The sequence below is a fragment of the Marinimicrobium koreense genome, assembly GCF_003762925.1.
In the GTDB taxonomy this organism is placed as follows: Bacteria; Pseudomonadota; Gammaproteobacteria; order Pseudomonadales; family Cellvibrionaceae; genus Marinimicrobium; species Marinimicrobium koreense.
The window spans coordinates 686,119-709,697 of sequence record NZ_RJUK01000001.1; the positions used below are offsets into that span (position 1 = coordinate 686,119).

The 23,579-nt window shown below is 60.7% G+C and carries 14 protein-coding genes and 2 tRNA genes; 9 read left to right on the top strand and 7 right to left on the bottom strand.

What is annotated here, in order from left to right; translation table 11 throughout:
• Window positions 1-195 precede the first annotated feature (195 nt).
• The 3 genes from EDC38_RS02930 to EDC38_RS02940 all read right to left on the bottom strand — a co-directional run bounded on the left by EDC38_RS02930 (window position 196) and on the right by EDC38_RS02940 (window position 8,367).
• Window positions 196-1,275, bottom strand: a complete 1,080-nt coding sequence (locus tag EDC38_RS02930) for a 3-deoxy-7-phosphoheptulonate synthase (RefSeq protein ID WP_024460021.1) — start codon at window positions 1,273-1,275, stop codon at window positions 196-198.
• Window positions 1,276-1,972: 697 nt separating this feature from the next.
• Window positions 1,973-5,500: a UvrD-helicase domain-containing protein gene (locus tag EDC38_RS02935; RefSeq protein WP_123637251.1), complete on the bottom strand. Its 3,528-nt coding sequence runs from the start codon at window positions 5,498-5,500 to the stop codon at window positions 1,973-1,975.
• A 137-nt stretch (window positions 5,501-5,637) separates the two neighbouring features.
• The gene (locus EDC38_RS02940; RefSeq protein WP_123637252.1) at window positions 5,638-8,367 is read right to left on the bottom strand and encodes a PD-(D/E)XK nuclease family protein; all 2,730 of its coding nucleotides are present in this window, start codon (window positions 8,365-8,367) and stop codon (window positions 5,638-5,640) included.
• A gap of 217 nt (window positions 8,368-8,584) precedes the next feature.
• Here EDC38_RS02940 and EDC38_RS02945 point away from each other — a divergent pair, with 217 nt between their 5' ends.
• Window positions 8,585-11,173 (top strand): bifunctional diguanylate cyclase/phosphodiesterase, encoded by a 2,589-nt coding sequence (locus EDC38_RS02945; RefSeq protein WP_170162838.1) that lies wholly within the window; start codon window positions 8,585-8,587, stop codon window positions 11,171-11,173.
• 6 nt (window positions 11,174-11,179) lie between these two features.
• On the opposite strand, the gene murI is transcribed toward EDC38_RS02945, so the two are convergent.
• A complete protein-coding gene (murI, locus tag EDC38_RS02950; RefSeq protein WP_123637254.1) occupies window positions 11,180-12,007 on the bottom strand; it encodes a glutamate racemase in 828 nt (275 codons plus the stop codon).
• Between the two features lie 203 nt (window positions 12,008-12,210).
• On the opposite strand from murI, the gene EDC38_RS02955 reads away from it, so the two are divergent.
• Complete coding sequence (locus tag EDC38_RS02955; RefSeq protein WP_246004322.1) at window positions 12,211-13,800, top strand: DNA recombination protein RmuC; 1,590 nt, start codon at window positions 12,211-12,213, stop codon at window positions 13,798-13,800.
• Between the two features lie 76 nt (window positions 13,801-13,876).
• Complete coding sequence (locus EDC38_RS02960) at window positions 13,877-14,341, top strand: DUF2489 domain-containing protein (protein ID WP_123637255.1); 465 nt, start codon at window positions 13,877-13,879, stop codon at window positions 14,339-14,341.
• 5 nt (window positions 14,342-14,346) lie between these two features.
• Here EDC38_RS02960 and trmA read toward each other — a convergent pair whose 3' ends face one another.
• The 3 genes from trmA to EDC38_RS02975 all read right to left on the bottom strand — a co-directional run bounded on the left by trmA (window position 14,347) and on the right by EDC38_RS02975 (window position 17,828).
• Complete coding sequence (gene trmA, locus EDC38_RS02965; RefSeq protein ID WP_123637256.1) at window positions 14,347-15,435, bottom strand: tRNA (uridine(54)-C5)-methyltransferase TrmA; 1,089 nt, start codon at window positions 15,433-15,435, stop codon at window positions 14,347-14,349.
• A gap of 75 nt (window positions 15,436-15,510) precedes the next feature.
• Window positions 15,511-16,293, bottom strand: a complete 783-nt coding sequence (locus tag EDC38_RS02970) for a hypothetical protein (protein ID WP_123637257.1) — start codon at window positions 16,291-16,293, stop codon at window positions 15,511-15,513.
• On the bottom strand, window positions 16,290-17,828 hold the full coding sequence (locus EDC38_RS02975) for a two-component system sensor histidine kinase NtrB (RefSeq protein ID WP_123637258.1): 1,539 nt from the start codon (window positions 17,826-17,828) through the stop codon (window positions 16,290-16,292). The genes EDC38_RS02970 and EDC38_RS02975 overlap by 4 nt, the downstream gene beginning before the upstream one ends.
• Window positions 17,829-18,108: 280 nt before the next feature.
• Between EDC38_RS02975 and EDC38_RS02980 the strand changes: the two genes are divergently transcribed.
• From EDC38_RS02980 to EDC38_RS03005, 6 genes are all read left to right on the top strand, one after another.
• Window positions 18,109-18,184: transfer RNA gene (locus EDC38_RS02980), tRNA-Val, on the top strand.
• A gap of 34 nt (window positions 18,185-18,218) precedes the next feature.
• Window positions 18,219-18,295, top strand: a tRNA-Asp gene (locus EDC38_RS02985).
• Between the two features lie 576 nt (window positions 18,296-18,871).
• Window positions 18,872-20,212: a hypothetical protein gene (locus EDC38_RS02990; protein WP_123637259.1), complete on the top strand. Its 1,341-nt coding sequence runs from the start codon at window positions 18,872-18,874 to the stop codon at window positions 20,210-20,212.
• A gap of 71 nt (window positions 20,213-20,283) precedes the next feature.
• Window positions 20,284-21,423, top strand: a complete 1,140-nt coding sequence (locus tag EDC38_RS02995; RefSeq protein WP_123637260.1) for a cyclic nucleotide-binding domain-containing protein — start codon at window positions 20,284-20,286, stop codon at window positions 21,421-21,423.
• Between the two features lie 112 nt (window positions 21,424-21,535).
• Window positions 21,536-22,432, top strand: coding sequence for an NAD(+) kinase (locus EDC38_RS03000; protein WP_024460033.1), 897 nt, complete (start codon window positions 21,536-21,538; stop codon window positions 22,430-22,432).
• Between the two features lie 7 nt (window positions 22,433-22,439).
• Window positions 22,440-23,432: a metallophosphoesterase gene (locus EDC38_RS03005; RefSeq protein WP_123637261.1), complete on the top strand. Its 993-nt coding sequence runs from the start codon at window positions 22,440-22,442 to the stop codon at window positions 23,430-23,432.
• The last annotated feature ends 147 nt before the right edge of the window (window positions 23,433-23,579 follow it).

Consider the following 23,579-nt stretch of genomic DNA (forward strand, 5'->3'; position numbering starts at 1 on the left):
GTGAGTGGGGTGACGGCGGATGCGGGCTTCGCCCTTATCCGCCCTACGCGGAGCTTGGTGGTGTTCATGGTGGTCGCATGTGGCTTGGTGTTGGTGCCACGTTACGTCGGGGATGCGACGGATACCACGGCAGGTTGCGTAGGGCGGAGCCGAGCGCAGCGGTATGACCCGCATCCGCCGTAACCCAACGTGCCGTTACTTCTTCACCCGCTCCTGAAGATGATCCTTGATCTTCTCCCGCATATCCTTCAGCGCCTGCACGGTGGTATCCCAATCGATACAGGCATCGGTAATCGACACCCCGTACTTCAGGTCCTTCAGGTTTTCCGGAATCGGCTGGTTACCCGCGCCGATATGGCTCTCCACCATCAGACCAATGATCGAATCATTGCCTTCCATGATCTGATTGGCCACGTTCTCCATCACCAACGGCTGAAGCTCGTGGTTTTTATTGGAGTTGGCGTGACTGCAGTCGACCATGATGTTGGGCGGATTGACTCCGGCCTTCTCCAGCTCCTGCTCGCACATGGCGACGCTCACCGAATCGTAATTCGGCTTGCCGTTGCCACCGCGCAGTACCACGTGGCCGTAGGGGTTGCCACGGGTGTGGACAATGGAAACCTGGCCTTCGGTGTTGATCCCCAGAAACCGGTGCGGTTTGGAAACCGACTTCAGGGCGTTGATCGCCACGGTCAGGCTGCCATCGGTACCGTTTTTGAAACCCACGGCGCCGGACAGGCCACTGGCCATTTCTCGGTGTGTCTGGGATTCGGTGGTGCGGGCGCCAATGGCGGACCAGCTGATCAGGTCCTGCATGTACTGGGGCGAGATCGGATCCAGCGCCTCGGTGGCGGAGGGCAGGCCCAGCTCGGCAATATCCAGCAGCAGCTTGCGGCCCATGTGCAGACCTTTCTCGATCTTGAACGAGTCGTTCAGATCGGGGTCGTTGATCAGGCCTTTCCAGCCGGTGGTGGTCCGGGGCTTCTCGAAATAGACGCGCATCACCACATAGATGGTATCGCTGACCTCGTCGGCCAGTTTCTTCAGACGCTGGGCATAATCCATCGCCGCGTCCACATCGTGGATGGAGCAGGGGCCAATTACCACAAAAATCCGCGGGTCTTTACGGTCGAGGATATTGCGAATGGTTTCCCGCCCCTGGGTGACAACCTCCCGGGCCTTGTCGGTCATCGGCAGCTCGCGCTTGAGGTCGGCCGGTGAGATCAACAGCTCCTGGGAGACAACGTTGAGATCGTCTATTTGCGTGTCGGTCATTAGGGTTAGTCCATAGAGTGTTTCGAGAATACGGCACCATTCTACTGAAAATGGGGCACTTTTTGGGAGAAATTTGCCGATGGGGTTGATAGTTTTTGGATAATTTGATCGGCTGCTTATTATCTCTGACAGTTGTCGCTAATTGCTTTACCGACATTAAGCCCAGATTGGCGGTGACGTCCGGGCCGGGAAGGGGAAGCCCTTTCAAGACACGCCGTAAACCCATCCCTGGGGGCTCGACGCGCGGAGTCCCTCCGCTTACGGTCTTGAAAGAGCTTCCCCTTCCCGGCCCTCAGTGCCAGCGTAACGTTTCGGGAACTAGCACCTGTATGATCTTCGCGTTGGGTTACGGCGGATGCGCGCTACGCGCTTATCCGCCCTACGGCCAAGCGCAGCGGTATAGACTCGCGTAGGGCGGAGCCGAGCGCAGCGGTATGACCCGCATCCGCCGTTACCCAAACCTGCCGCATCCGTTGGTTCGGGAAACGCTAGTTAGGCCCCTGGAGGGTAAGTCCTTTCAAGACCGTGGAGCGGGGGACCCGCGATGCGAGCCTACAGGGGCCGCTCTATGGCTCCTGCCATCGCGGCATTCGTGCATCCATGCACATTACGTATTCACGGCGTGTCTTGAAAGGACTTACCCTCCAGGGGCCGGACGTGACGCACTACCGTTCTCAGTAGGCACGATATGGTTGCCCTACGAGTTCACCTCCACTAACCGCTTTCCCGAGGCTAACAACGGAAAATACAGGGCAGTTTTGATGGGGCGGGTTTCGCCCAGGTCTTGCATCACCTTGGCGTAGCGCGCCAACTGCGGCGTATAGGTCGCCACCTCCTGCGTCACAAACGCCTCCGGCGACTGATCCGCCTCCGGTTGGCTGCTCTTGTAATCCACAATCCAGCGCACACCGCCATCCACAAACGTCCGGTCAATAACCGACTCGCGGACCTCAGCGCCCACAGCATGATGAATCGCCAGCTCACAGGCGCTCTCCTCATGGGCCGGGTCCAGCAGCCAGCGACCGTCCGGGTCGGTCAGCGTCTGATGCAGCCCCCAGCGAATCTTCTCCAGAGCCTCCGCAATCGTGTCCGGCTCCCAGCCGAACTGGCGCAGCTGCAAGGTCCAGAATGGGCGCTGCTCCTCCGCCCAGGCCTCGGACCAGGCATCCAACGGCTGCTCGCTCAACCGCTGTAGCTGGTTGTGCAATACGGTTCCGGTATGGCGGGCCAGGCGAGCGGCCGGGGCTTCCACTTCCGGAAGGTTCTCCTCGTCGCCAAACTCCCGCCCCCGGTATGCCTGTAACACGGTCACCTCGGAGGGTGCCGGCGCCTGCCAGTCTGGGGGCAGGCGCAGAATGTGTTGGAGTCCCTCGTAGGCGTGGTCACTGTTGGCGCTTGCTGAGGGCGATTGGGTGCCCGCCGGGGCGCTCAACATCTGCGCCTGTACGGGCTCCCAGATGGTGCGTAACAGGGAGCCCTGGCGGGGGGCGCGAGGCTTGCCGCTGCGCGCATCCAAACCCACGCAGGCCAATAAATGCAGGCGTTTGACCGCGCGGGTGCAGCCGACGTATAGCAGCCGGGTGGCCTCGAAGCTGTCCCGCAGCTTGGCTTCGTTGCGCATGAATTGGTAGAGCGGGTCGGTATCGGTGCCGGTGGGAGCCAGCGGTCCCAGCAGCAGTTGGCGTTCCCCGGCCTGATTGATCCGCTGTTGCCAGAGCAGCAGCTCTTTGTCGTCGTTACTGCTGGCCCGGTCCAGCCCCGGAATGATGACGGTGTCGAACTCCAGCCCTTTGGACTTGTGCAGGGTCATCACCTGCAGGCGCGGGTCGGCGTCGGCCCGGGGGGCAGCGAACAGGCTTTCGACGCCGCGCTCGAAGGTGTTCCAGTCCCGTAGGCCGCCGCCGTGCTGGTGCTTTTCCACCAGGTTGAAGTAGCTCGGAATATCCTGCACGTCGCCGGGCTCGGCCAGCAGAGCCGGGCCGCCCAGCGCCAACCAGACGCCCTCGATCCACTGGCGTAGGGGCTTGCGATGACGCTCCCGCCAGGCGGGCTCCAGCACGGACATCAGTCGATCCAGGCACCGCCGACCGGTGTCGCTGATTCCGGAGATTCGATCGCGTTCCTGCAGCTGCTGCCAGATCATCGGCCAGCCGTACTTGGGCCAGGGGTTCTGCGCACCGAGATCGGTGGTGACCAGTGCGTGCAGGTCGTTCAGGTCGAGACCACACCAGGGGGCGCGCAGAATCGAAAGCCAGGCAATGCGGTCGTCCAGGCTCAACAGGGCTCGCGTCAGGGACATCAGGTCGACAATCGCCATGCGACTGGCGAGTCGGTCGATTTCCGTGGCCTGCCAGTGCAGGCCGCGCCGGGCCAGGGCGGGGAGTATCCACTGCAGGTGCGGTCGGCTGCGCACCAGAATCGCCACCGAGTCTTCCTCATCGGCGGCCAGGGCCTGCTCGGCGAGCTCGGCGACCGACTCGGCTTCCTGCAGTTGCGCCAGGGTCTTGTCCGGGCTGGCCTCCGGGTTGACGGCTTCACTGTCGGCGTCGTCCGAGTCGTTCTGATGCAGACAACCGTAAAACTGGACGGCTTCATTCTCGAGTGGGGCATTGAAGGCGATGGACGGTGAATAGCGCACCGCACCCCGGCCAATATCGTCCCGGGCGGGAAAGGCCCGGGAAAAAATATCGTTGACCCAGCGAACCACGTTGGTCTGGGAGCGGAAGTTCACGGTCAGATCCAGCGCGGTCATGGGTACCTCGCCAATGCCGTGCTCACGGGCGTCCAGGAACAGGCCCACGTTGGCGTCGCGGAACCCGTAGCAGGACTGCATGCCATCACCGACGATAAACAGCGTGCGGCCGTCGTCGGGTTGCCAGCCGGCGGTCAGCTGCTCCAACAGCCGTAGCTGTGGGGCGGCGGTATCCTGAAATTCGTCCACCAGAATATGCTGAATACGGTAATCCAGTTTTAGGGCGATATCCGTGGGGTTTTCTTCATCCCCCAGAGCGAAGCTGGCCGCCTGGGCAATGGCGCTGTAGTCGGTGGCGCCCAATTGTTTGAATACCAGGGTCAGCTCGGCGCTGAGCAACGGCAGCAGACGGGTCAGGCTGTCGAGCAGTTGCCACTGGCTTTCGGTGTATTCCGCGGGTGGTAGCTGGCGCACGGCGTGCAGCTGCTCGGCCAGGTCCGGGGTTTCTTCCTGAATCTGTGCGACCCACTCGCCGTACTGCTCTTTCAGTGCAGCGCCGGGTTTGCCCGCGGGGAAGCCTTCCTTTTTGGTCAGCCGCTTGCGCCACTCCCCCTTGGCGGTGAGCATCAGTTCAGCGAGCGCCTGCCAGTCGGCCACCGTCGACGGGCTCGGATCGGGCAGGGCGGTGATGCCTTTTAGGCGTAGAATCGGGCTTTCCGGGTTGTCCTGCTCGACGTTCGTGGCGGCCTGATCGGCCAGGTGGCAGAGATCGCTGGCGTGGTAGCCGATGCCTTCGCTCACCCGGTTCAGTTGTTCTTCAATGACATCCTGCAGTACTGCCTCAAGGTAGGGGCGGGCGTGGGCCTGTTGAGCCTCGAGCATCACCCCCAGCCACTGGTCCCGCTTGGCCAGCAGACGCATCAGCAGCGTCTCGATGGCCGGCAGGTTGGTGTCCAGGTGACGCAGCAGGCGCTTCAGGTCCTCCCGGACGGTGTCGTCGGTTTCCAGGCGGGCCAGGAACTGATGTACGGCCTGGCGATAGGCGAGTTCCGGGGCGTCCAGGGTGTCCGGTTGCGCGCCGAGCTGGCTGTCCAGGGGCAGTTGCCGGGTGATGGCGCGACACAGACTGTCGATGGTCTGGATGCGCAGTCGCTGTGGACTCATCAGCAGTTGCCACTGGCACTCTTCGTCGCGCTGCAAGACCGCCTGAGCCAGACGCCAGGTGCGCCGGGCGTGGGGGTTGTCCGGCTCCGGCCGTTCGGCGGCCTCGCGCAGGGCCGCCATGATGCGGTCCTGCATTTCCCCGGCGGCTTTGCGGGTGAAGGTGATCGCCAGTACTTCTTCCGGAGCGTCGCAGCGGGCCAGCAAGGTCAGGACGCGCTGAGTCAGCAGCCCGGTTTTCCCGGACCCGGCGGGCGCCGCCACCGCAAAGGAGCGGGTCGGGTCCAGCGCCGCTTGCCGGGCGTCGAAGTCCGGGGGCGCATCGGGGCTGAAGGCGCCGTGGGGGAGGTTGTCCAGAGTTGTTGGGTCCATAAAAAGAACGTGTCAGGTTGGTCGAAAAGTTGGGTAACGGCGGATAGCACGGCAGGTGGCGTAGGGCGGAGCCGAGCGCAGCGGTATGACCCGCATCCGCCGTAACCGAACCCGGCCGCATCCTCCGTTGCTTTGGTTTACAAAATAAACCGCGCAATGGTATCGGCTTCCAACACCCGGTTTAACGGTACCAATTGCCCGCTGTACCGCTGCGCCTTGGCGTCCTTGAAATCCACCCGGGCATCGCCGGCCATGAAGGTCCGGGCCAGGTCGCTCAGTACCTCGCGCCACTCGGCCCGCTGAGCGTCCCAATCCTCGCTGGGCTTGACGCCGGGTGGGGGAGTACTCAGGGCTCCGAGGCCAATCCACTGCAGGGCTTTTGGGTTCAACTGCGCGAAGGCAATACCGCTGACCGGGTCTTCTTCGGTGACCGCGTATAGCGGCAACTGCGGCTCGTCGGGGCGCGGGCCCTGCCACTGATTGGCATTGAGGTCGGCGCCGGTTTTGTAATCAATCAACAGCCGCTCGCCGTTTTCCAGCTCGTCGATGCGGTCGATAAAAAGCGTCAGGTTCAGGCCATTGAATTCAATCAGCCGGCGCTGCTCGGTGGCCACGACGCGGAAGGGCGGGCGTTGTTTTTCCAGCATCAACCAGCGCTGTACCATCCGGCTCAATCGTTCCTGCTCCAGGGCACAATACTCCGGCCCCAGTTCCCTCGGTCGCCGCTGACGGATCGGCGCCAGGGTCTGTTCACAGGTGCGACTGATGAGGTCGTTCAGCGCCTCCTCTTCAATGGCGTGCAGTTGCGAGGAGTCCCTCAGGGTTTTCCACACGGTGGCTAGCACGCCGTGCAACACCGTACCGCGCTCGGCGGCGGAGAGGCCCAGTACCGGCGCATCCGGGAGCTGGGCCCCCAGACGCAGTTGGGCGAAGGCGTTGAACGGGCAGGCTGCCTGATGCTTGAAAAGCGAACTGCCGCCGGGCGCTTTGCTGCCGGCGGTGATGCCGGGTCCCTTGGCGCTGTGTACCGGTGTGAGTTCTCGGGCTTCCTCCAGAATGGCCTCGAAGGCCTGTCGGGCACTGATGGGCTCCGGCACCAGTTCGGCCAGTGGGGTCTCCGGCAGGGCGCGAATCAGCGGGCTGGGTGACAGGTCGCCCTGATCGTCGCTGTGGGGTGCGCTGAATACCACCTGTTCGGCGCATTGCCGATAGTGGTCGGTCAGGCTGCGGGCAAAGTGCAGTTCCCGCTCGGCGCTGGCGTGGGGCATCTGCCGGTCCCGCTGCAGTTCGAGCGGCAACAGGGGGTTCGGGGCGGGTACCGGGGGCCATTGGCGCTGATGCAGGCCCAGTACCCAGCAGTGGCTGAAGCGCAGCCCGGCGCCCTCCAGGGCCCCGAGAATCTGAATGGGGGAATCCGGAGTCTGGGCCTGAAACGGGGTCTGTTGGGCCAGCTGGTTCAGTTGGCTCAGGGCCTGGGTCAGGCTCAGGTCGGCGCCGGTGGCCTCCAGAGCGGCGAAGGTTTCCAGCAGCTCATGCCAAAGCCCCAGTTGCTGGAACTCCTGACTGTCCAGCCGGCGCGGGCCGGGCCAACCCAGGGTGTCCAGTTGCTGCCGGAAAAGCTGGGCCCACTGGCGCGCGCTGGTGGATCGGGGCATGCGTCGTCGCTGCTCGTCGAGTAGCTGCAGGCGCCGGTTCAGCGTCGGTGCCTGTGCGGTGGTGTCGGGCGAAAGCGCAGGGCTTGCTTGCGCCTCACTCAGCCAGTCGGTGATCACTTGGCCATGAAAGCGCAGGTCACTGCCGGTGAGTTCAAATTTGCCCTGTTCCCGCAGCCGGGTGACCCACTGTGCGCGCAGTACGGTCTCCGTATCCGGTTCCCCCCAAAACGGGTTCTGAAGCAGTTGGCACACCTCGTTCAGCGGCCACTGATCCCGCAGCAGGCCGAGCAGGTTCAGGGCGGCGTAAATCAGCGGCGTTGTGCCCAGCGGTACCCCGGCGGAGAAGTTGAATGGCAGGGTGTAACGGGGCGTTCCCGGCAGAGGTACAGTGGGCTCGAAGACCTCGGCGAAGATCCGCTCCACCTGATCCCGTCTCTGACCCAGGTCCGGCACGATAATGCCGATGACCACCTCCGGAGAGGCTTGTAGCTGGCGCAGGCTCCACAGGGCGGCGGCGCGCAGCTCGGTGTCCGCATCCGGGGCCGCGACGCGGTGTAGGTGGTTGTCGCGGGTGCCTTTGGGGGAGAGCGCGACGCGTTCGAGCGCCGCGGCTTCCAGAATCCGCTGATGCAGGGGAGGCAGGTCGTCAAAACCGAGTAGCCAGAGGCGGGGCTCGGGCTTCAGGGCACCGGTTTCATAGGCCTGGGCGACAATCTGCTGGCCGGCTTCCGGTGTCATCAATCGACGACTCGCCAGTCGCTGCTCAAAGTGCTCGGCCCAGCGCAGGAAGCTGCGGCTATTGCCGTTCAGATAAGGATCCTGCCGGAGCGTATCGGGCGCCACCTCCCACAGCGTGAGTGCGCGCAGCGCCGAGTCGGCCTGCTGGGCCAAGGGGTCCGCCTGCAGAAGGGTTTGGGCTTCATCCGACTGACCGATCACTTGCTCCCAGACCCATTGGCGTTGGTGGCGGCTGGCCAGTGCCCGGTCGCAACCGGGGTAGCCCCGGCTCACCAGTGTCTGCCACTGCTCATCCAGCCACCGGTTGAGAGGCCATACCCGTGGGGCGGCCCAGGCCTTTTTTCCCTGCTCGCGCTGATAGTGGCTCCAGGCCTTCAGCAGGTGGCGCCGCAGGCGATCGTTAGCAGTGATGATGGGTTCACCGCCGTCCAGGGCGGGTAGCAGGGGGCCGAGATCGAATAGGGAGGTTGCCATGGTGCTCCGGGGTTTTCGGTCGTTGGGGCAATGCGCGAAGAATAGCATGACCGGCGCGAGGCTTCAGGGGCGCTTGTTCCATTGAACGAATGATGCGCCAAATTCTGTGCTAGTCTTGAAGGAGCTGTCAGAAAAACGAAGGCAGGCGGTGCCCATGGAGCTTTTACGGGGTCACCATTGAGCGGGGCCGCCATTCAGGGGAATACAGATGCCGTTGATGACATCGATCAACACCAAACTGTTGGCGATCGTGGTCTTGTTCGCAGCGATCAGTGGGGTTTTGATCGGTTTGTGGCAGGGAGCAGAGGAGTCGCGCCGTCTGCAACAGGGGTACGACGAGCGCCTTCAAATGCTGGGCGAACGTTACCGGGATCGCCTGACTCAGGAGTTTGCCCGTCGCCAGAATCTGCTGGTGGCCACTCGTGATGCTCTGGCCGATTCACTGATCCGCACTGCCGGGGATACCGTGCCTCTGGACTTTGGGTTTCAGCGCGACCCCGATGGCGCGGTACGGGAGTACCTGGGGGAGTCCGGCCTATTCATTCACCGGGACTCTCCGATCACCGACGATATGCGCCGACTGGTGTACCACACCAACGGTACCTGGTTGAATATCGAGCCTCTGTTGAAGACTCAATTCAATGCCTTTTATCTGATCACCAAGGACCGGGTCAGTCGCATCTGGCCTGCCTCGCTGGTATCCGGGCACTTACCTGCCCACGATGTGACCCAGGAAATTTTCTACACGCTTGCCGCTCCCGTTGAAAATCCCCTGGGGAAACCACGCTGGACCCCTATTTATTTTGACTACTACCCTCAAGTCTGGACCACGTCGTTACTGGTGCCGCTTTACGTCAATGGTCAGTTTGAAGGTGTGGTAGGGGCGGACCTGGATATGTCGTTCCTGTTCAGTCAGATCAATCAGTTGGAGTCGGACTTCGAATCCCTCAACGGGTTTATTTTCAGTGCCGATGGCGAACTGATCCTGCACGGCGATCAGTCGCTCAGTGCACCGGCCCAGCAGCGCGGCGATTATGAGGTGTTCAACCAACGGGCCGAGTTGAGCCCGGGCATGCGTGAGTTCATCGACCGGTCCCGGTCGGGACAGTGGCCGCCCGGCGGAGTCTATAACCACGAGTTACGGGGGGATATACAGCGTATCAGTTACCAACCACTACCCGAACTCGACTGGTATATCGGGCTGCACTACCCCGAGTCGATGCTGGAGTCCCGGCATGCGGAAACCATGATGACGATTTACCAGAATATTGCGGGAATGTTGTTGTTCCTGTCGTTGGGGATGTATTACGGGTTGAAGTGGTTGGTAACGCGACGGATTCTGAAACTGGCGGATATGACCGAGCGCATTGGTGCCGACAATTGGTCGATCCGCCTGCCGGAGTCGGGCAACGATGAAATCAGTCAGTTGGCCCGGGGCATGAACCGCATGCTGGAAAAAATCAACGAGCTGTTTCGCGGACTGAATAACAGCATTCAGGATATGGAACGGCTGGCCTATTACGACCAGCTCACGGGCTTGGAGAATCGGCTCCTGTTCAAGGAGCAGTTGCGTACCGCACTGTACGCGATTCGGCGTGAAGATCAGAATCTTGCGTTGTTGTATCTCGACCTGGATCACTTCAAAGACATCAACGACAGTCTCGGTCATGAGGCCGGTGACCGTTTGTTGGTGAGTGTCTCCCAGCGCCTGCGGGCCTGCCTGAGAGAGGAGGACTCGGTGGCTCGTTTGGGCGGAGACGAGTTTGCAATATTATTGCGCAATGTCTCCGAGCCCCGCTATGCGTCGGTGGTGGCGGAAAAGATCATCGACGCCCTGGGATATCCGATCCGGCTGAACGCCCAGGAAGTGGTGGTAGGAACCAGTATTGGCATTACGCTCGCGCCGGATGACAGTCGGGATCTAGAATTGTTGATGCGCAATGCCGACTTGGCGATGTATCAGGCAAAATACCACGGACGCAATGTGTATCGCTTCTACACGCCGGATATGAACCGGGAAGTAGAGCAGCGTTTGCGCCTGGAGCGCGAATTGCGCCTGGCGTTGCAGAACCACGAGTTTGAGCTCTATTACCAGACCCAACTCGATATGCAGACCGGAAGGGTGGTCGGTATCGAGGCGTTGCTGCGTTGGAATCACCCGGAGCGCGGCCTGGTGCCGCCGAATGAATTTATTCCCGCAGCGGAGGACAGCGGCCTGATCGTGCCCATCGGACAGTGGGTCCTGCGTGCCGCCTGCCAGCAGGCCAAAAATCTCTACAAGGCTCAGTTCAAACACGTAAAAGTGTCGATCAACGTGTCAGCGAGGCAGCTCAGTGACCGGGACTTTGTATCGGACTTCAAAGCAGTGGTAAGAGACACTGGGGTGGAGCCGGAACAATTGGTGCTGGAGGTGACCGAGAGTACTTTGATGGCGGACACCCAAGTCGCATTGGCACATCTGCATGCACTGCGCACGTTGGGTGTGGGGCTGGCAATTGATGACTTTGGTACCGGCTACTCCTCCCTGAGCTATCTGAAACGCCTGCCCGTCACCTGTCTTAAAGTGGATCGCAGCTTTGTCCAGCATTTGCCGGCCGATGACGAGGACCGGGCCATTACCACCCTGATCGTCGCCATGGCCAACAGTCTGAACTATCGGGTGGTGGTCGAAGGGGTGGAGACTGAGCCGCAGTGGGCCTTTCTGCGCGAGTGTGGTTGTCACTTTGGTCAGGGCTATTACTTCAGTTACCCGGTGCCGGTGGAGCAGCTCATGGTGGGGTTGCTCGAAGCGCAGAAGCGCCATTGATGGTCGTCAGTTATTGGGTACGGCGACCACCTGAATATCGCTAATGCCGAACTCGGCCAGTGCCGGCCCGAGCCGCTCGACCTCGGGGCCATCGGCGGTAAAAAGTGCTTGGTGAACCGGGCTTTCACTGGCTGACTTCCTGCGACCGAGCTCGGTCAACCAGTAGGCCACTCGGCGGGCGATCGCCTCCCCGGAATCAATCAGTGCGACCTCGGGTCCGACAACGGCCTGCAACTCCTGCTTCAGGAGCGGAAAATGCGTGCAGGCAAGCACCAGAGTATCCATTTCCGGAGCGCGCGGATGGCTCAGCATGGGTGACAGCAGGTCCTGAAGCTGTGCCAGGGAAGGCGTCTGTCCGCGCAGGTGCGCCTCGGCCAGCCGGACCAGCTCGGAGCTTCCCAACGAAATGACCGTGCAGTCGGCGGCAAATTGCTGGATCAGGTCCCGTGTATAGGAGCGGGCAACCGTCCCCGGAGTGGCGAGCAAGCCTATGACTCTGGAGCGCGATTGATGGGCAGCGGGCTTGATCGCGGGGACCACGCCCACGATCGGCTCGCGAAAGTGCGCCCGGATGTGCGGCAGGGCCAGGGTGCTGGCACTGTTGCAGGCCACGACCACTACATCGGGGCGGCTGTGCTCGATCAGCCGGTGCAGGACCCGATCGACCCGCGCAACGAGGACCTCTTCGCTTTTCGTACCGTAGGGAAAGGCGGCATTATCCGACGCATAGCTCACCGAGCAGTGCGGAAGCAGTCGCTGAATGTCCGCCATAATACTCAGGCCGCCCACCCCGGAGTCGAATACCAACAGGCGAGGGGGGGGATCAGCGGGCATTGTACAGGTCCGTGGTCATTGGCTTCACAGTCGTTCTTGTGCTCCTGGAGTGACTATTGTTCCTGCCGATGGGCTCACGGTGTCGCCAACCGCGGCGAATGTGTCGTGGGCAGGGCCGGTCAGGCTTGGTAGAATCGCCGCGACGATTGTATTTTGCCCCCCGGTTCTGCACAAGGGAACCGACCAGATAACGGGAACGATCTTTGCCTCTGACCAATGTGACTTTACTGATGGCCGCCGCGGGTGGCCTGCTGAGCGGTCTGATACTGACTGTACTGTTCTACCACTGGCGGCTCAAGGACGCCGTAGCGGCCCGCACTCGGGAGTTGGAGCAGACCCTTCAGCAGGCGCAGAGCGACTGGGCGCTGGAGCAGGCCGATCATCGCCACGAGCGTGACCGACTGGAGCGGCAGTGGCTGGAGCTGCGCCGGCGTGAAGACGAGTTGCGCCAGCAGTGGCAGGAAAGTCAGCATCAACATGAGCAAACCCGACAGCGCCTGAACACGGCGCAGCAGGAGCTGGCGGCCGCCCGGGAGAAGCTCGAGTACCTGGGCGAAGCCCAGCGAGAGTTGCGCCAACGGGACCAGGCGCTTGCCGAGGCGCGACGGCAGGCGACTGAGCTGGAAACCCGGCTCGGTCAGGAGCGCGAGCAGTTTGAAGCCCAGGTGGCACTTTTGCAGGATGCCAAAAAGCAACTGACCAGTGAATTCGAAAATCTGGCCAACCGGATCTTTGAAAGTAAGCAACAGCAGTTCTCCCACAGCAGCAAATCCCTGCTGGAAACCGCCATCGATCCGCTGAAAACCCAACTTACGGACTTCCGCCGCAAAGTGGAGGACGTGTACGAAAAAGAAAATGCCGAGCGGAACAAGCTCGCCGGTCACATTGAGCAGTTGCACCGTCAGGCATTGAAAATCGGTGAGGATGCCGTCAACCTGACCCAGGCCCTCAAAGGGAATACCAAGTCCCAGGGCAATTGGGGCGAGGTGGTGTTGGAGCGGCTGCTGGAACAGTCCGGGCTGCAGAAAGGCCGGGAGTATGAAACCCAGGTCAGCTACGCGAGTGCGGATGGCGGGCGCCGCACGCCGGATGTCATCGTGCGCTTACCGGAAAACAAGGACATCATCATCGATGCCAAGGTTTCGCTGGTGGACTATGAGAAGTACTGCAACAGCGATGATCAGGACGAGCGAGACCGTTTTCTCGGGCAACACATTCAGTCATTACGCAACCATATCCGTGGTTTGAGCGTAAAAGACTACGAGCAGCTCGATGGTGTTCGGGCGCTGGACTTCGTGTTCATCTTTGTCCCGATCGAAGCCGCCTTCATGCTTGCGCTTCAGCAGGACCCGAAACTGTACAGTGACGCCTACGACAAACACATCATTCTGGCCAGTCCAACCACCTTGCTGGCCATTCTACGCACCGTCGAAAACATCTGGCGGTACGAAAAGCAGAACAAGAATGCCGAACGCATTGCCAGGGATGCCGGAGCGCTGCACGATCAGTTTGTGCTGCTATTGGATGCGCTGGATACCGTGGGCAATCACATCGGTAAGACCCAGGAGGCGTTCGATACCGCGCGCAAACGCCTGGCGACGGGTAAAGGCAACCTGTTGCGTCGGGTCGACAACATTCGCCGGTTGGGCGCCAAAACCAAAAAGAGCATCGCTCGGGACAAGCTGGAAGAGGCGGATGAGTCCGAGACTCTACTGGACGTTGATGAGCCAGTGGACGCCGATGAGGGGCTGGAGTATGCGGCAGACCAGGAAGACGAAAAAGCCACGGATTGAGCCTGTGCGGACGCGTCGAGCCGCCGATCGTAAATCTGAATTGTCTGAATTGATAGTTGACTGAAAGGATCAAACCATGAGCAGTACCTGGATTATTCTGAGCATCGTCGGAGCCGTCATTATTGTCGCTCTGGCCGTTGTGGCTGGCATCCTGCAGTACAAGGTGCACAAACTGAACCAGGCCCGCAAAGCCCAGGAGTCGGCGCTGCAGGCCGAGAGCGACGCCCAGCGCGAACGCATCAACAAAAGCATCCAGGTCATCGCTCACGCCGTCGGCTCCGACGATATTACCCTGACCGAGGCCAGCATCCGGATCAGCGTGTTGCTGGACAGTCTCGGTATCGAGGATGAAGTGCGGGAAGAATTCTCAGCCTTCTACGAACTGAAAGGGGCGACAGAGCATATCCCCTTCCTGGATGCCTGGAAGGCGCTCAGCAAAAAAGAAAAATTCCGTTATGACCGGGAGCGCACAACTCAGGAGCAGTTCCACGAAAAAGCCGTGGTGGACGCCGCCAAACGCATCCGCGGTCGCAACTTCTGATTGATTTATCGCTTGCGCAGTACCACCCCGCACTCGAGGTGATGGGTGTAGGGGAACTGATCAAACACCGCAAAATGTTCGATACGATGGGTCTGGGTCATAGTGTCCAGGTTGTGCTTTAACGTATCCGGGTTGCACGACACATACAGAATATTATCAAACCGCTGGGTAATGCGGGTGGTGTGGGGGTCCAGCCCCGCCCGGGGCGGATCGACAAAAATGGTGCTGAACGAGTAACTGTCCAGGTCCACATGGCGCAACCGGCGAAACGGCCGGACCTTGTCCAGTGCCTGGGCAAAATCCTCGCTGGACATCCGCACGAGAGTGACATTGTCCACGCCGTTCAGGCGCTGATTGTATTCGGCGGAGGCCAGCGAACTTTTGGCCAGCTCGGTGGCCAGCACGTGGCGGAAGTTCTGGGCCAGGGGCAACGTGAAATTGCCATTCCCACAGTACAGCTCCAGTAGATCATCACCGAACGGCCGGCTCTGCTCCACGGCCCAGGTCAGCATTTTTTCGCAGACGCGACCATTTGGCTGGGTGAATCCGGTTTCTACCTGTTGATACTGGAAAACCTTATCGGCCACCTGCAGGCGCTCAACCACAAAGTCCCGGTCCATCACCACTTTCTGTTTCCGGCTTCGACCAATCAGGTCCACGCCCAGCTGTTTTTTCAGGGCCCGGGCGGCCTCCTCCCAGGCTTCATCCAGACGCTTGTGGTAGAGCAGGGTGATCAGCGCTTCACCGGACAGGGTGGTCAGAAACTCCACCTGAAACAGCTTCAGCCGCAGTATGGGGTCGGCATTGATGGCGGCCAACAGTTCGGGCATCAACCGATTGATCTGTTCGGAGGCGACGGGAAAGTCATCGATCAAAAACGGCTTTTTGTATTCCCCCGGCTGATACATGGCGTAGTTCACTTGGCCATCGTCCTGCCACATCTTGAACTCGGCACGTAGCCGGTAGTGCTTTTCCGGGGAGCTGAAAACGTCAATTTCGGGCAGGTCGAAGCGCGCAAAATCCTCTTTCAGTCGCGCCACTTTCTGGTTCAATTGGGCGTCGTACTGATCGGGGAATACTTGATGAATGGCCATAACGTCGGGTCTGTGTGAAAAGCGGGGCATCCGCCCCGGAAAAAGGGCGGATTGTACCAGTTCAGAGGCGGTTTTTCAGGGCGCTTGGCACTCACCCCAATCACAGACGATAAAGCTCTGGCTCTGCTGGCCGCAGTAGATGCCATAGGCTTCGTGAGGCCACTCGTTGGCAATCACCACCAGTTCGGCGTTCGGGCAGGTATTCGCCATGCGCCGCTCGATTTCCCGGTAACTGCGGCCCGGAGCGAGGTTGCGCGGAATATCGAGGGCGAGGGTGGGCACCTCACTCAGGGCGACCGGCCGTTCGGCATCCGCCACCAGGGCGTCCCGCACCAGAATGTCCCGCTCGGAGTCGGGCGTCAGGTAAGGACGTTCGGTCAGGGTTGGCTCCAGCTCATCCAGGCGGCGCTTGCAGACAATCCGTTGGTTGTTGGCGCTGCGCTCGTTCAGTCGCAGCTCCTGCACTGCCCGGCCCCGATGCTCGTGCCGGAATCGCACCGCCGACAATGCCAGGGCATGGCCGGCATAGTCGCGGGTTTCGCCCGCCAGTTCCCGGTTCAATTGAGTGTCGGCACCGGCGAGCAGGTCGCCATGGGTCTCCATCCAGATGGTGCGCAAGTCCTGAGCGTATATCTTCAACTCCGGGCTTACCGCAGCGCACTCGGAGAGTAGCCCTTCGATGTAGATTGCCTCGGTCAGGAGCGCGCGGGCCATCTCGTTGCGCTCCTCCTCGGAAGGCGGTACCACTTTGGGTCCGGCGCAGGCGGTAAGGAACAGGGCAAGTGCCGCCAGCAAAGCGGGAATCACGGATCGGCCAGTGGTAGACGCTGGTGACCGGGTTGGAAGTGTTCGAATCATAAGGAAGACCCCGAAGAAAGCGAGTGAGATGTGCGATGATGTTCGGTGCGATCAGCCAGGGGCAGGCGAATGGTAAAGCAGGTCCCCTCGTCGGGCATTGAGTCCACTTCAATGGTACCCGAGTGGTGTTCGGTGATGATGAAGTAGGAGACCGACAATCCAAGCCCCGTGCCCTGACCGACCTCCTTGGTGGTGAAAAAGGGTTCAAAAATGTGGCGGCGCACATCCTCGGACATGCCCGGCCCGTTGTCCTCAATCTGCAGAACCGCCGCGCCGCGTTCCAGGTAGGCGCGCAGATGAATGACCGGCGCCGTGCTCTGTGCCTCGTCGCGCTCATCGCTCTGGAAAGCCTGGACGGCATTGCGCAGCAAATTCAGAATTACCTGCTGGATTTCCGCCGCGGAGCCCACCACCGGTGGCAGGTCCGGAGCCAGCTCGGTAATGATGTCCGGGCGCCGGTGCCCCTGGCTGCTTTGCAGATTGAGGGTGTTATCACTCAACTCCAGTGTGTGCTGGACGATGCGCACCAGGTCGAACTGCTCATGAGCCCGGTTATTGCCGCGGGAGAATTCCAGCATATTGCTGACAATGTGCATGGATCGCTCGCCGGCTTCGCGAATGTCCTCCAGAAAGTGGAATACCCGGCGCTTGTTCAGATACTGGTGAAGCTGCTCCAGGTCGACCCCCAACTCCCGGGCCACCTTGTGGTTCTGTTGAAGCTCAAGCGAGGTCCGCCGCTGAATGTTCTGTACGCCGTGCAGTACTGTGCTCAGGGGGTTGTTGATTTCGTGCGCCATCCCGGCGGCCAGTTCGCCGAGCGACATCATTTTTTCGTTCTGGATCATCATGTTTTCAATGCGCACACGCATGGTGATGTCATCCAGCCGGATGACCGCTCCAATCGCCTGAACCGCGATCAGCGGGTAGATACTCAGGTCGGTATAGCGCGCGTTGCTACCCTGGCCCTCCTGAATGTTTTCATTCACGAAGGGCACGCCGCTTTCGATGGTGCGGGTGATCGTTTCCATGGAAATGGGCAGGGCAGGGTACACCTCGGTCAGTGGTCGCCCCAGCGCCTGCTCCGGATTCAGGCCGGTTTCCAGTTCCGCCGCGCTGTTCCAGTGGGTCACGGTTCCGTCAGGGGTGACACCGATCAGCACCGACGGCATCGCATTGATGATGCTGTGGAGGTAGTCCTGGGTTTCCCGCAACAGAATCTCGGTGGCCTGGTGATGGGCGACTTCGTCCTGCAACTGTTGATTGGTCTGATTCAGACTCTCGGTGCGCTCAGCGATGCGGGCCTCAAGCTCCACCTTGTTCTGGCGCAGGGCATTGCGCGCCCGCTTGTTGTTCAGCCGGCTGCGCTGCAGCCCGATGATCAGTAGCGTCTGAAACACCAGCAGCAACCCGATCACCGCCCACAGCAGCGCGGCCGGCCACGCGGCCTCCTCCTGAGCCCAGACCGCTGGCGACCAGACCAGCCACAGACCCAGCCAGAGGAATCGAAAACCGTGTTTCAGCCGGCACGCGTTCAAAGGCGATATCACTCATGTTGTTATCAGTGGTGACAAACAACCATTCTAACCCCCCAACGACCTAACTTCTAACGAACTGCATCAAAATTCGGCGCCAAATCCTGAATGGGGAAAACAGCGCTGGGGAAAGGCGGTTTATAAGGGGCTGGAAAAGGTCAATCGCGGGCCGCAAAATGATCAAAAAATGCCCAACAATCAATATCTTGGCTTTTTTATCAATAATTCCCCAAAAGTGTTTGACACCGGTTCGGATTTCGGTAGAATGCGCAGCCCATGGCGAGGGTGGTTAGCTCAGTTGGTAGAGCGGCGCCCTTACAAGGCGTAGGTCACAGGTTCGACTCCTGTACCACCCACCACTTCGTTAAGTGCGTTCCCTTGCCATGACAGCGCGGACCGGTAGTTCAGTTGGTTAGAATGCCGGCCTGTCACGCCGGAGGTCGCGGGTTCGAGTCCCGTCCGGTCCGCCATACATACGAAAAAGGCCCACACGAAAGTGTGGGCCTTTTTCGTATGTATCGTGGAATGTGATGGGCGAGAACCCGCGCTCCGGGTTCGACAAAATGGCAGGATAGCCATTTTGCACAGCGCAAAGCGCTGCCCGAAGGGCGAGGGCCAAGGATGGCCCGAGTGAGTCCCGTCCGGGGACGTGATGCTACTCCACAGCTAACGGCGAACCCGCCCCAAAAAAAATCCCCACAATCACGAAACTGTCACACCCCCATCGTACTCTAACCCTGACGGATCGGCGCATGGAAAGGACTCCACCATTGAACAGGCGCCGCGAACGAAAGAGGATACGATTGTGGAAGACTACGTAGAAGACCTGCTGGACTATAGCTTTGACTACACCGATGATGACGGTGCAGAAGACTATTCCGACCTTTAATCCCTCCCTCATCGAGCCCGTCCGGGCCGATTAATCTGCCGACCACATCACAGAGTCATTGCCAATTGGCGGGCATAATGCGCCTGTCAACTTGAGTGTTGGCGGATTTTGACGTTAACTGTCAGTAGTGTCCCTGTCATCGATACCCGGTTTGCCTATGGCCCATTCCAACTCGGAACACACCGAAGCGGTGTTCTTTTTCTCTGGTGATCAGGTTGCCCGGGAGATGCTTTACACCGAGTTCGAGGCAATACTGGACGGTTTTGTGCCGGTGCCCGACTACGCTGGCCAGACCGCCAAAGCCGCCTATCTGACCATCAATCCCCAGTTACAGATCAGCGCCCTGGTATTCTTCGTCATCGCCTTCGATGGCCGGGGGATGGTGGATAATCGCTGGAATCTGCCGCTGCAGCAGTTGGTCGAGCAGGCCTCCCGCGGGCCGGACCTCGGTGCCGGGCCGATTCGTCTGGTGTGCTTCAGCCAGTGTCCAGTGGCCTGGCAGCAGCAGTATCTGTGGGACCCGCAGATGGAGCCGGGGCGGAACAGCTTTGTCTTGTTGCGCAAATCCGTGGCCCGGAATCGCCTGGGGCTGGTGAAATACGAACCGGAGCCCGAAGAGTCAAAGGACGAGGAGTCAATCGCACCTCGTGAGGCACAGAAACTCAGAAAGGCGTTACACGAACACTATTCCCAGGAGATGCGCGATCGCCTGGCCCGCATGCTCAAAGAGCAGCGGCTCCGTATCACCACGCTGAGTAATCGCCATGCCCGCAAGATTGATGGGCTCAATCAGGAGCACCAGCAGAGGCTGCAGGCCTATCGGGACAAGGTTCGCCAATTGCAGGAGCAAAATGGCGAGTTGACCCAGCGGCTGGAGACCCTGAAAGAAAATTTTGATGCCCAGGTCCAGAAGATCGAGGGCATGCGGGAGTACTTCAGTCATAAGCTCAAGGCCGCCCACGCGGATGAAAACCTGCAGCTTCAGACGCTGCAGGAAAACTATGAGATGGAGCTTGAAGCCCGAGTCCAGAACGCCACCGCCGAACTGGAAGAGCGGCTGGGGATGCGTGAAATGGAACTGTTCTACCGGCATCAGCAGGAAAACAACTTCAAGGAAGAAATCGCCCGACTGCGCCAGGAAAACCAGAGCCTGCTCGAGCAGGGCGGCGGGCAGTTGCTCGACCGGCTGGATCGGGCCGGCATCAGCTTTGTGGCGTTTCATGCGGGTGTTGGCCAGCTTACGGTGCCAGCCAGCGAGATGGCGGCCTACCTCGACGATCCGGATACCTTTGCGGCCCGGGCCGCCGGTGTGGTGCCGGCGCTGTACAAGGAGTGGCTGGCCCACTCCCGCGAACCGCTCTGTACCGCCAGAGACGACGCCGGCCACCGCTGTGGCAAGGCGGTGGCTCAGGTCGCCCGTCCCGCCGACTTCCACCCTGGAGAGAGCGATCGCTGTGCAGCACACCAGTTGGTGGTGGGCCAGCGCTTGGCACAGTAGGGAAAACGGCGCACAATAACGCTCAATTCCACTCGCTCAGCGAATCATGCGAAATCGGTAAGGAACGACCTATGCTGTCATCGCAGCCTCAGACGCCGACCACCGATCCGGCTTTTGATCTCTCTCTGACCCGCACCCTGGTGCCGCTCAAAGATATGAGCGAAAGCCACCTCCGGGACCTGCTCTCACACAGCCAGGCGGAAGTGGTATTTGCCGGGCAAACCCTGTTTCGTGCCGGAGAATACGACCGTCAGCACCTCTATCTGCTGCACGGTGATATCCTTTTGACCGACCGGCAGGGAACGCAGACCCGCATCAAGGGGCGTTCCACCCTCATGCCGCTGGCCCACCAGCAGCCCCGGCCGGTGACGGCGGTTGCCGAGACCGACTGCAGTATCCTGCGCATCGACAGTGAGCGCCTGGACCAACTGCTGACCTGGAGTCAGGTATCGGACTACCTGCAACTGAACGTAGCCCGCGAGCGAGACCTGGATGAAGACATCGAGTGGATGACCACGGTGTTGCGCTCCAACCTGTTCTTCAAGGTCCCGCCTCTGAATGTCGAGCAGATCTTCTACCGCCTGAAGCCCCGGGTGGTTCATACCGGTGAAACCATTATCCGCCAGGGTGAAATCGGTGACTGTTGCTATTTCATCAAGGAAGGGGAGGCGGAGGTTCATCGCCACGGCGAAGGAGGCTGGGTGCACCTGGCCGACATCGGTCCGGGACGCTGCTTTGGGGAAGATGCCCTGGTGAACGATGCCCCGCGTAACGCCCGGGTCCGGATGCTCAGCGACGGCGTGTTGATGGTGCTGGACAAGCAGGATTTCTACCGGTTGCTCAAAGCTCCTGACGTGCCGACGGTCCCGCTGGCCACCTTGCCCGAGGCACGCGCTCGAGGCGCTGTTTTGGTGGATACCCGAAGCGAAGAGGAGTACAGCGCGCAACACCTTTCCCAGGCGGTCAATATCCCTCTGAGCCTGCTGGCCATCAAATCCCGCCTGCTGGCCGAGGATGTGGAATACCTGTGCTACTGCGACACCGGTCGCCGCAGCCGGGCCACGGCTCACCTGCTGCGTCAGCAAGGGTATCGCGCCCAGGCTTTGAATGACGCTCCCGCGCTCTTTGGTGACCCTCAATGGGCGGAACAGTTCGAAGACCCGGCCCCTTATGTGTTAAAAGAGGGCAGGGCGTGTCGGGAACCCATCTGAAGCGCTGAGCGGCACCACTCGGCAGCCCCGCGAGCCCATCGAGAGCTCAACTGTGGCGCACCCATGTGGCGCCCAAATACCAATAACAGACCATTGCGACGAGAGAACCCGAATGTCCGAATTCACCACCATCGGCCTGATAGTGCGCCGCAACAGCGATCGGGCACTGTATTCCCTGAAGCGCCTGATCCGCTTCCTGCAGAGTCGGGGGCGGGCTTTTGTGCTCGAGCAGGAAACCGCCGAGCACCTGCCGGATCAGGAGTTGGTCAAGGATGCGACCCACACCGTCTCCCTGGAAGTGCTGGGTGCCCACTGTGATCTGGTGATCGTGGTCGGTGGCGACGGCAGCATGCTCAGCGGCGCGCGGGCACTGGTTGAAAGCGGCGTTCCCTTGCTGGGAGTCAACCGGGGTCGTCTGGGCTTCCTGACCGATATCACCCCGGAAGATATTGAAGAGAAAGTGGGCGAAGTGCTCGCCGGTGAATACGTTGAAGAACAGCGCTTTCTGCTGGATATGAGCGTTTATCATCGGGGTCAGCTGGTCAGCGCCGGCGATGCCCTCAATGATGTGGTGCTGCACCCGGGCGAGTTTATCCGGATGCTGGAGTTCGAGCTCTATGTGGATGGCCACTTCGTCACCAGCCAGCGCTCCGACGGCATGATCGTATCCACGCCCACCGGCTCCACCGCCTACGCGCTGAGCGGCGGTGGGCCGATTCTGCACCCCCGCCTGGATGCCATTGGCCTGGTGCCGATGAACCCGCACACGCTCAGCAGTCGGCCAATGGTGGTGCCGGGGGACAGTGAAATCAAAATTCTGGTGGGGGAGCACAACAACACCAATCCCCAGGTCACCTGTGACGGTCAGATACACTTTATGACCCATCCGGGCGATGAGGTGCTGATTCGAAAGAAGCCGCAACTGCTCAAACTGATTCACCCGGTCAACCACAACTTCTACGAACGCTGTCGCTCCAAGCTGGGGTGGGGTGGACACTTGCTGGATTGAGGTAGACATGGGCTCAGAGTTGGCCGGAGCGGGTTTATCGGGTGAGTGGCGGGGCTACGATGTGATCGGCGACGTGCATGGCTGCGCCGAGACTCTCGAGCGGCTTCTGCACAAGCTTGGCTACCGGCAAGGCCCAAGTGGCTACTACCATCACACCCGCCAGGCGATTTTCGTCGGCGATATCATTGATCGAGGGCCGAGAATCCGCGAGGCGCTCCAGCTGGTGCACGCCATGGTGACGGCCGGTGCCGCCCGCATGGTCCTGGGCAACCACGAGTTCAATGCGTTGGCCTATTGCACACCCAAAGCCGGGTGCGCTGCGGAGGCCCCGGTCGAGTACCTCCGCCCCCATACGCCCCGCAACTCCCGCCAGCTTGCCGAAACCCTCGAGCAGTTTGCCGATTACCCGGATGAGTGGAATGCGTACCTGGCCTGGTTCCGTCGCCAGCCATTGTTTCTGGAGTGGCCGGAATTTCGCGTCGTTCACGCTTGTTGGGATGCCGAGTTGATCGCCCGGCACCGGGCCCGCTTTGGTGATGGCAGGTTCGATGAAGCCTTTCTGCAGGAAACCGGCATTCCGGGCAGCGATGCCGCGCGCATCAAACAGCGCCTCACCAGCGGTGTGGACCTGCCTCTGCCCAAAGGCATGACCATCGTTTCCAGCGACGGGGTCGAGCGGACCCACTTTCGGACCAAATTCTGGGCGCCGGATGCGCAGACCTACGAAGAGCTCCTGTTTCAGCCCGATCCTCTCCCAGACGGCTTTGGTCAGCAACGGATCAGCCCCGAACACCGGCAACGGATGGTAACCTATGGCGCGGATGAAAAGCCCGTATTCGTCGGCCACTACTGGCTCAAAGGCCACCCGGAACCGATAGCATCCAACATTGGCTGCCTGGACTACAGCGCGGTCAAGTTCGGCCGACTGGTGGCCTACCGATTCGACGGAGAAACGCAACTGAACCCGAAAAAATTTGTCTGGGCCTACGTCGACCCCTGATAGATTATTTGATGTCCACCTGGATATTTGCGTAGGGCGGATCGGTCCGACGATTCGGAGCGAAGCGCATCCGCCGTTACCGAACGTGACGTACACTGAACATCACCGGGCAGGCCCCCAAAGGACCCCGCCCCCAAAATGTCAACC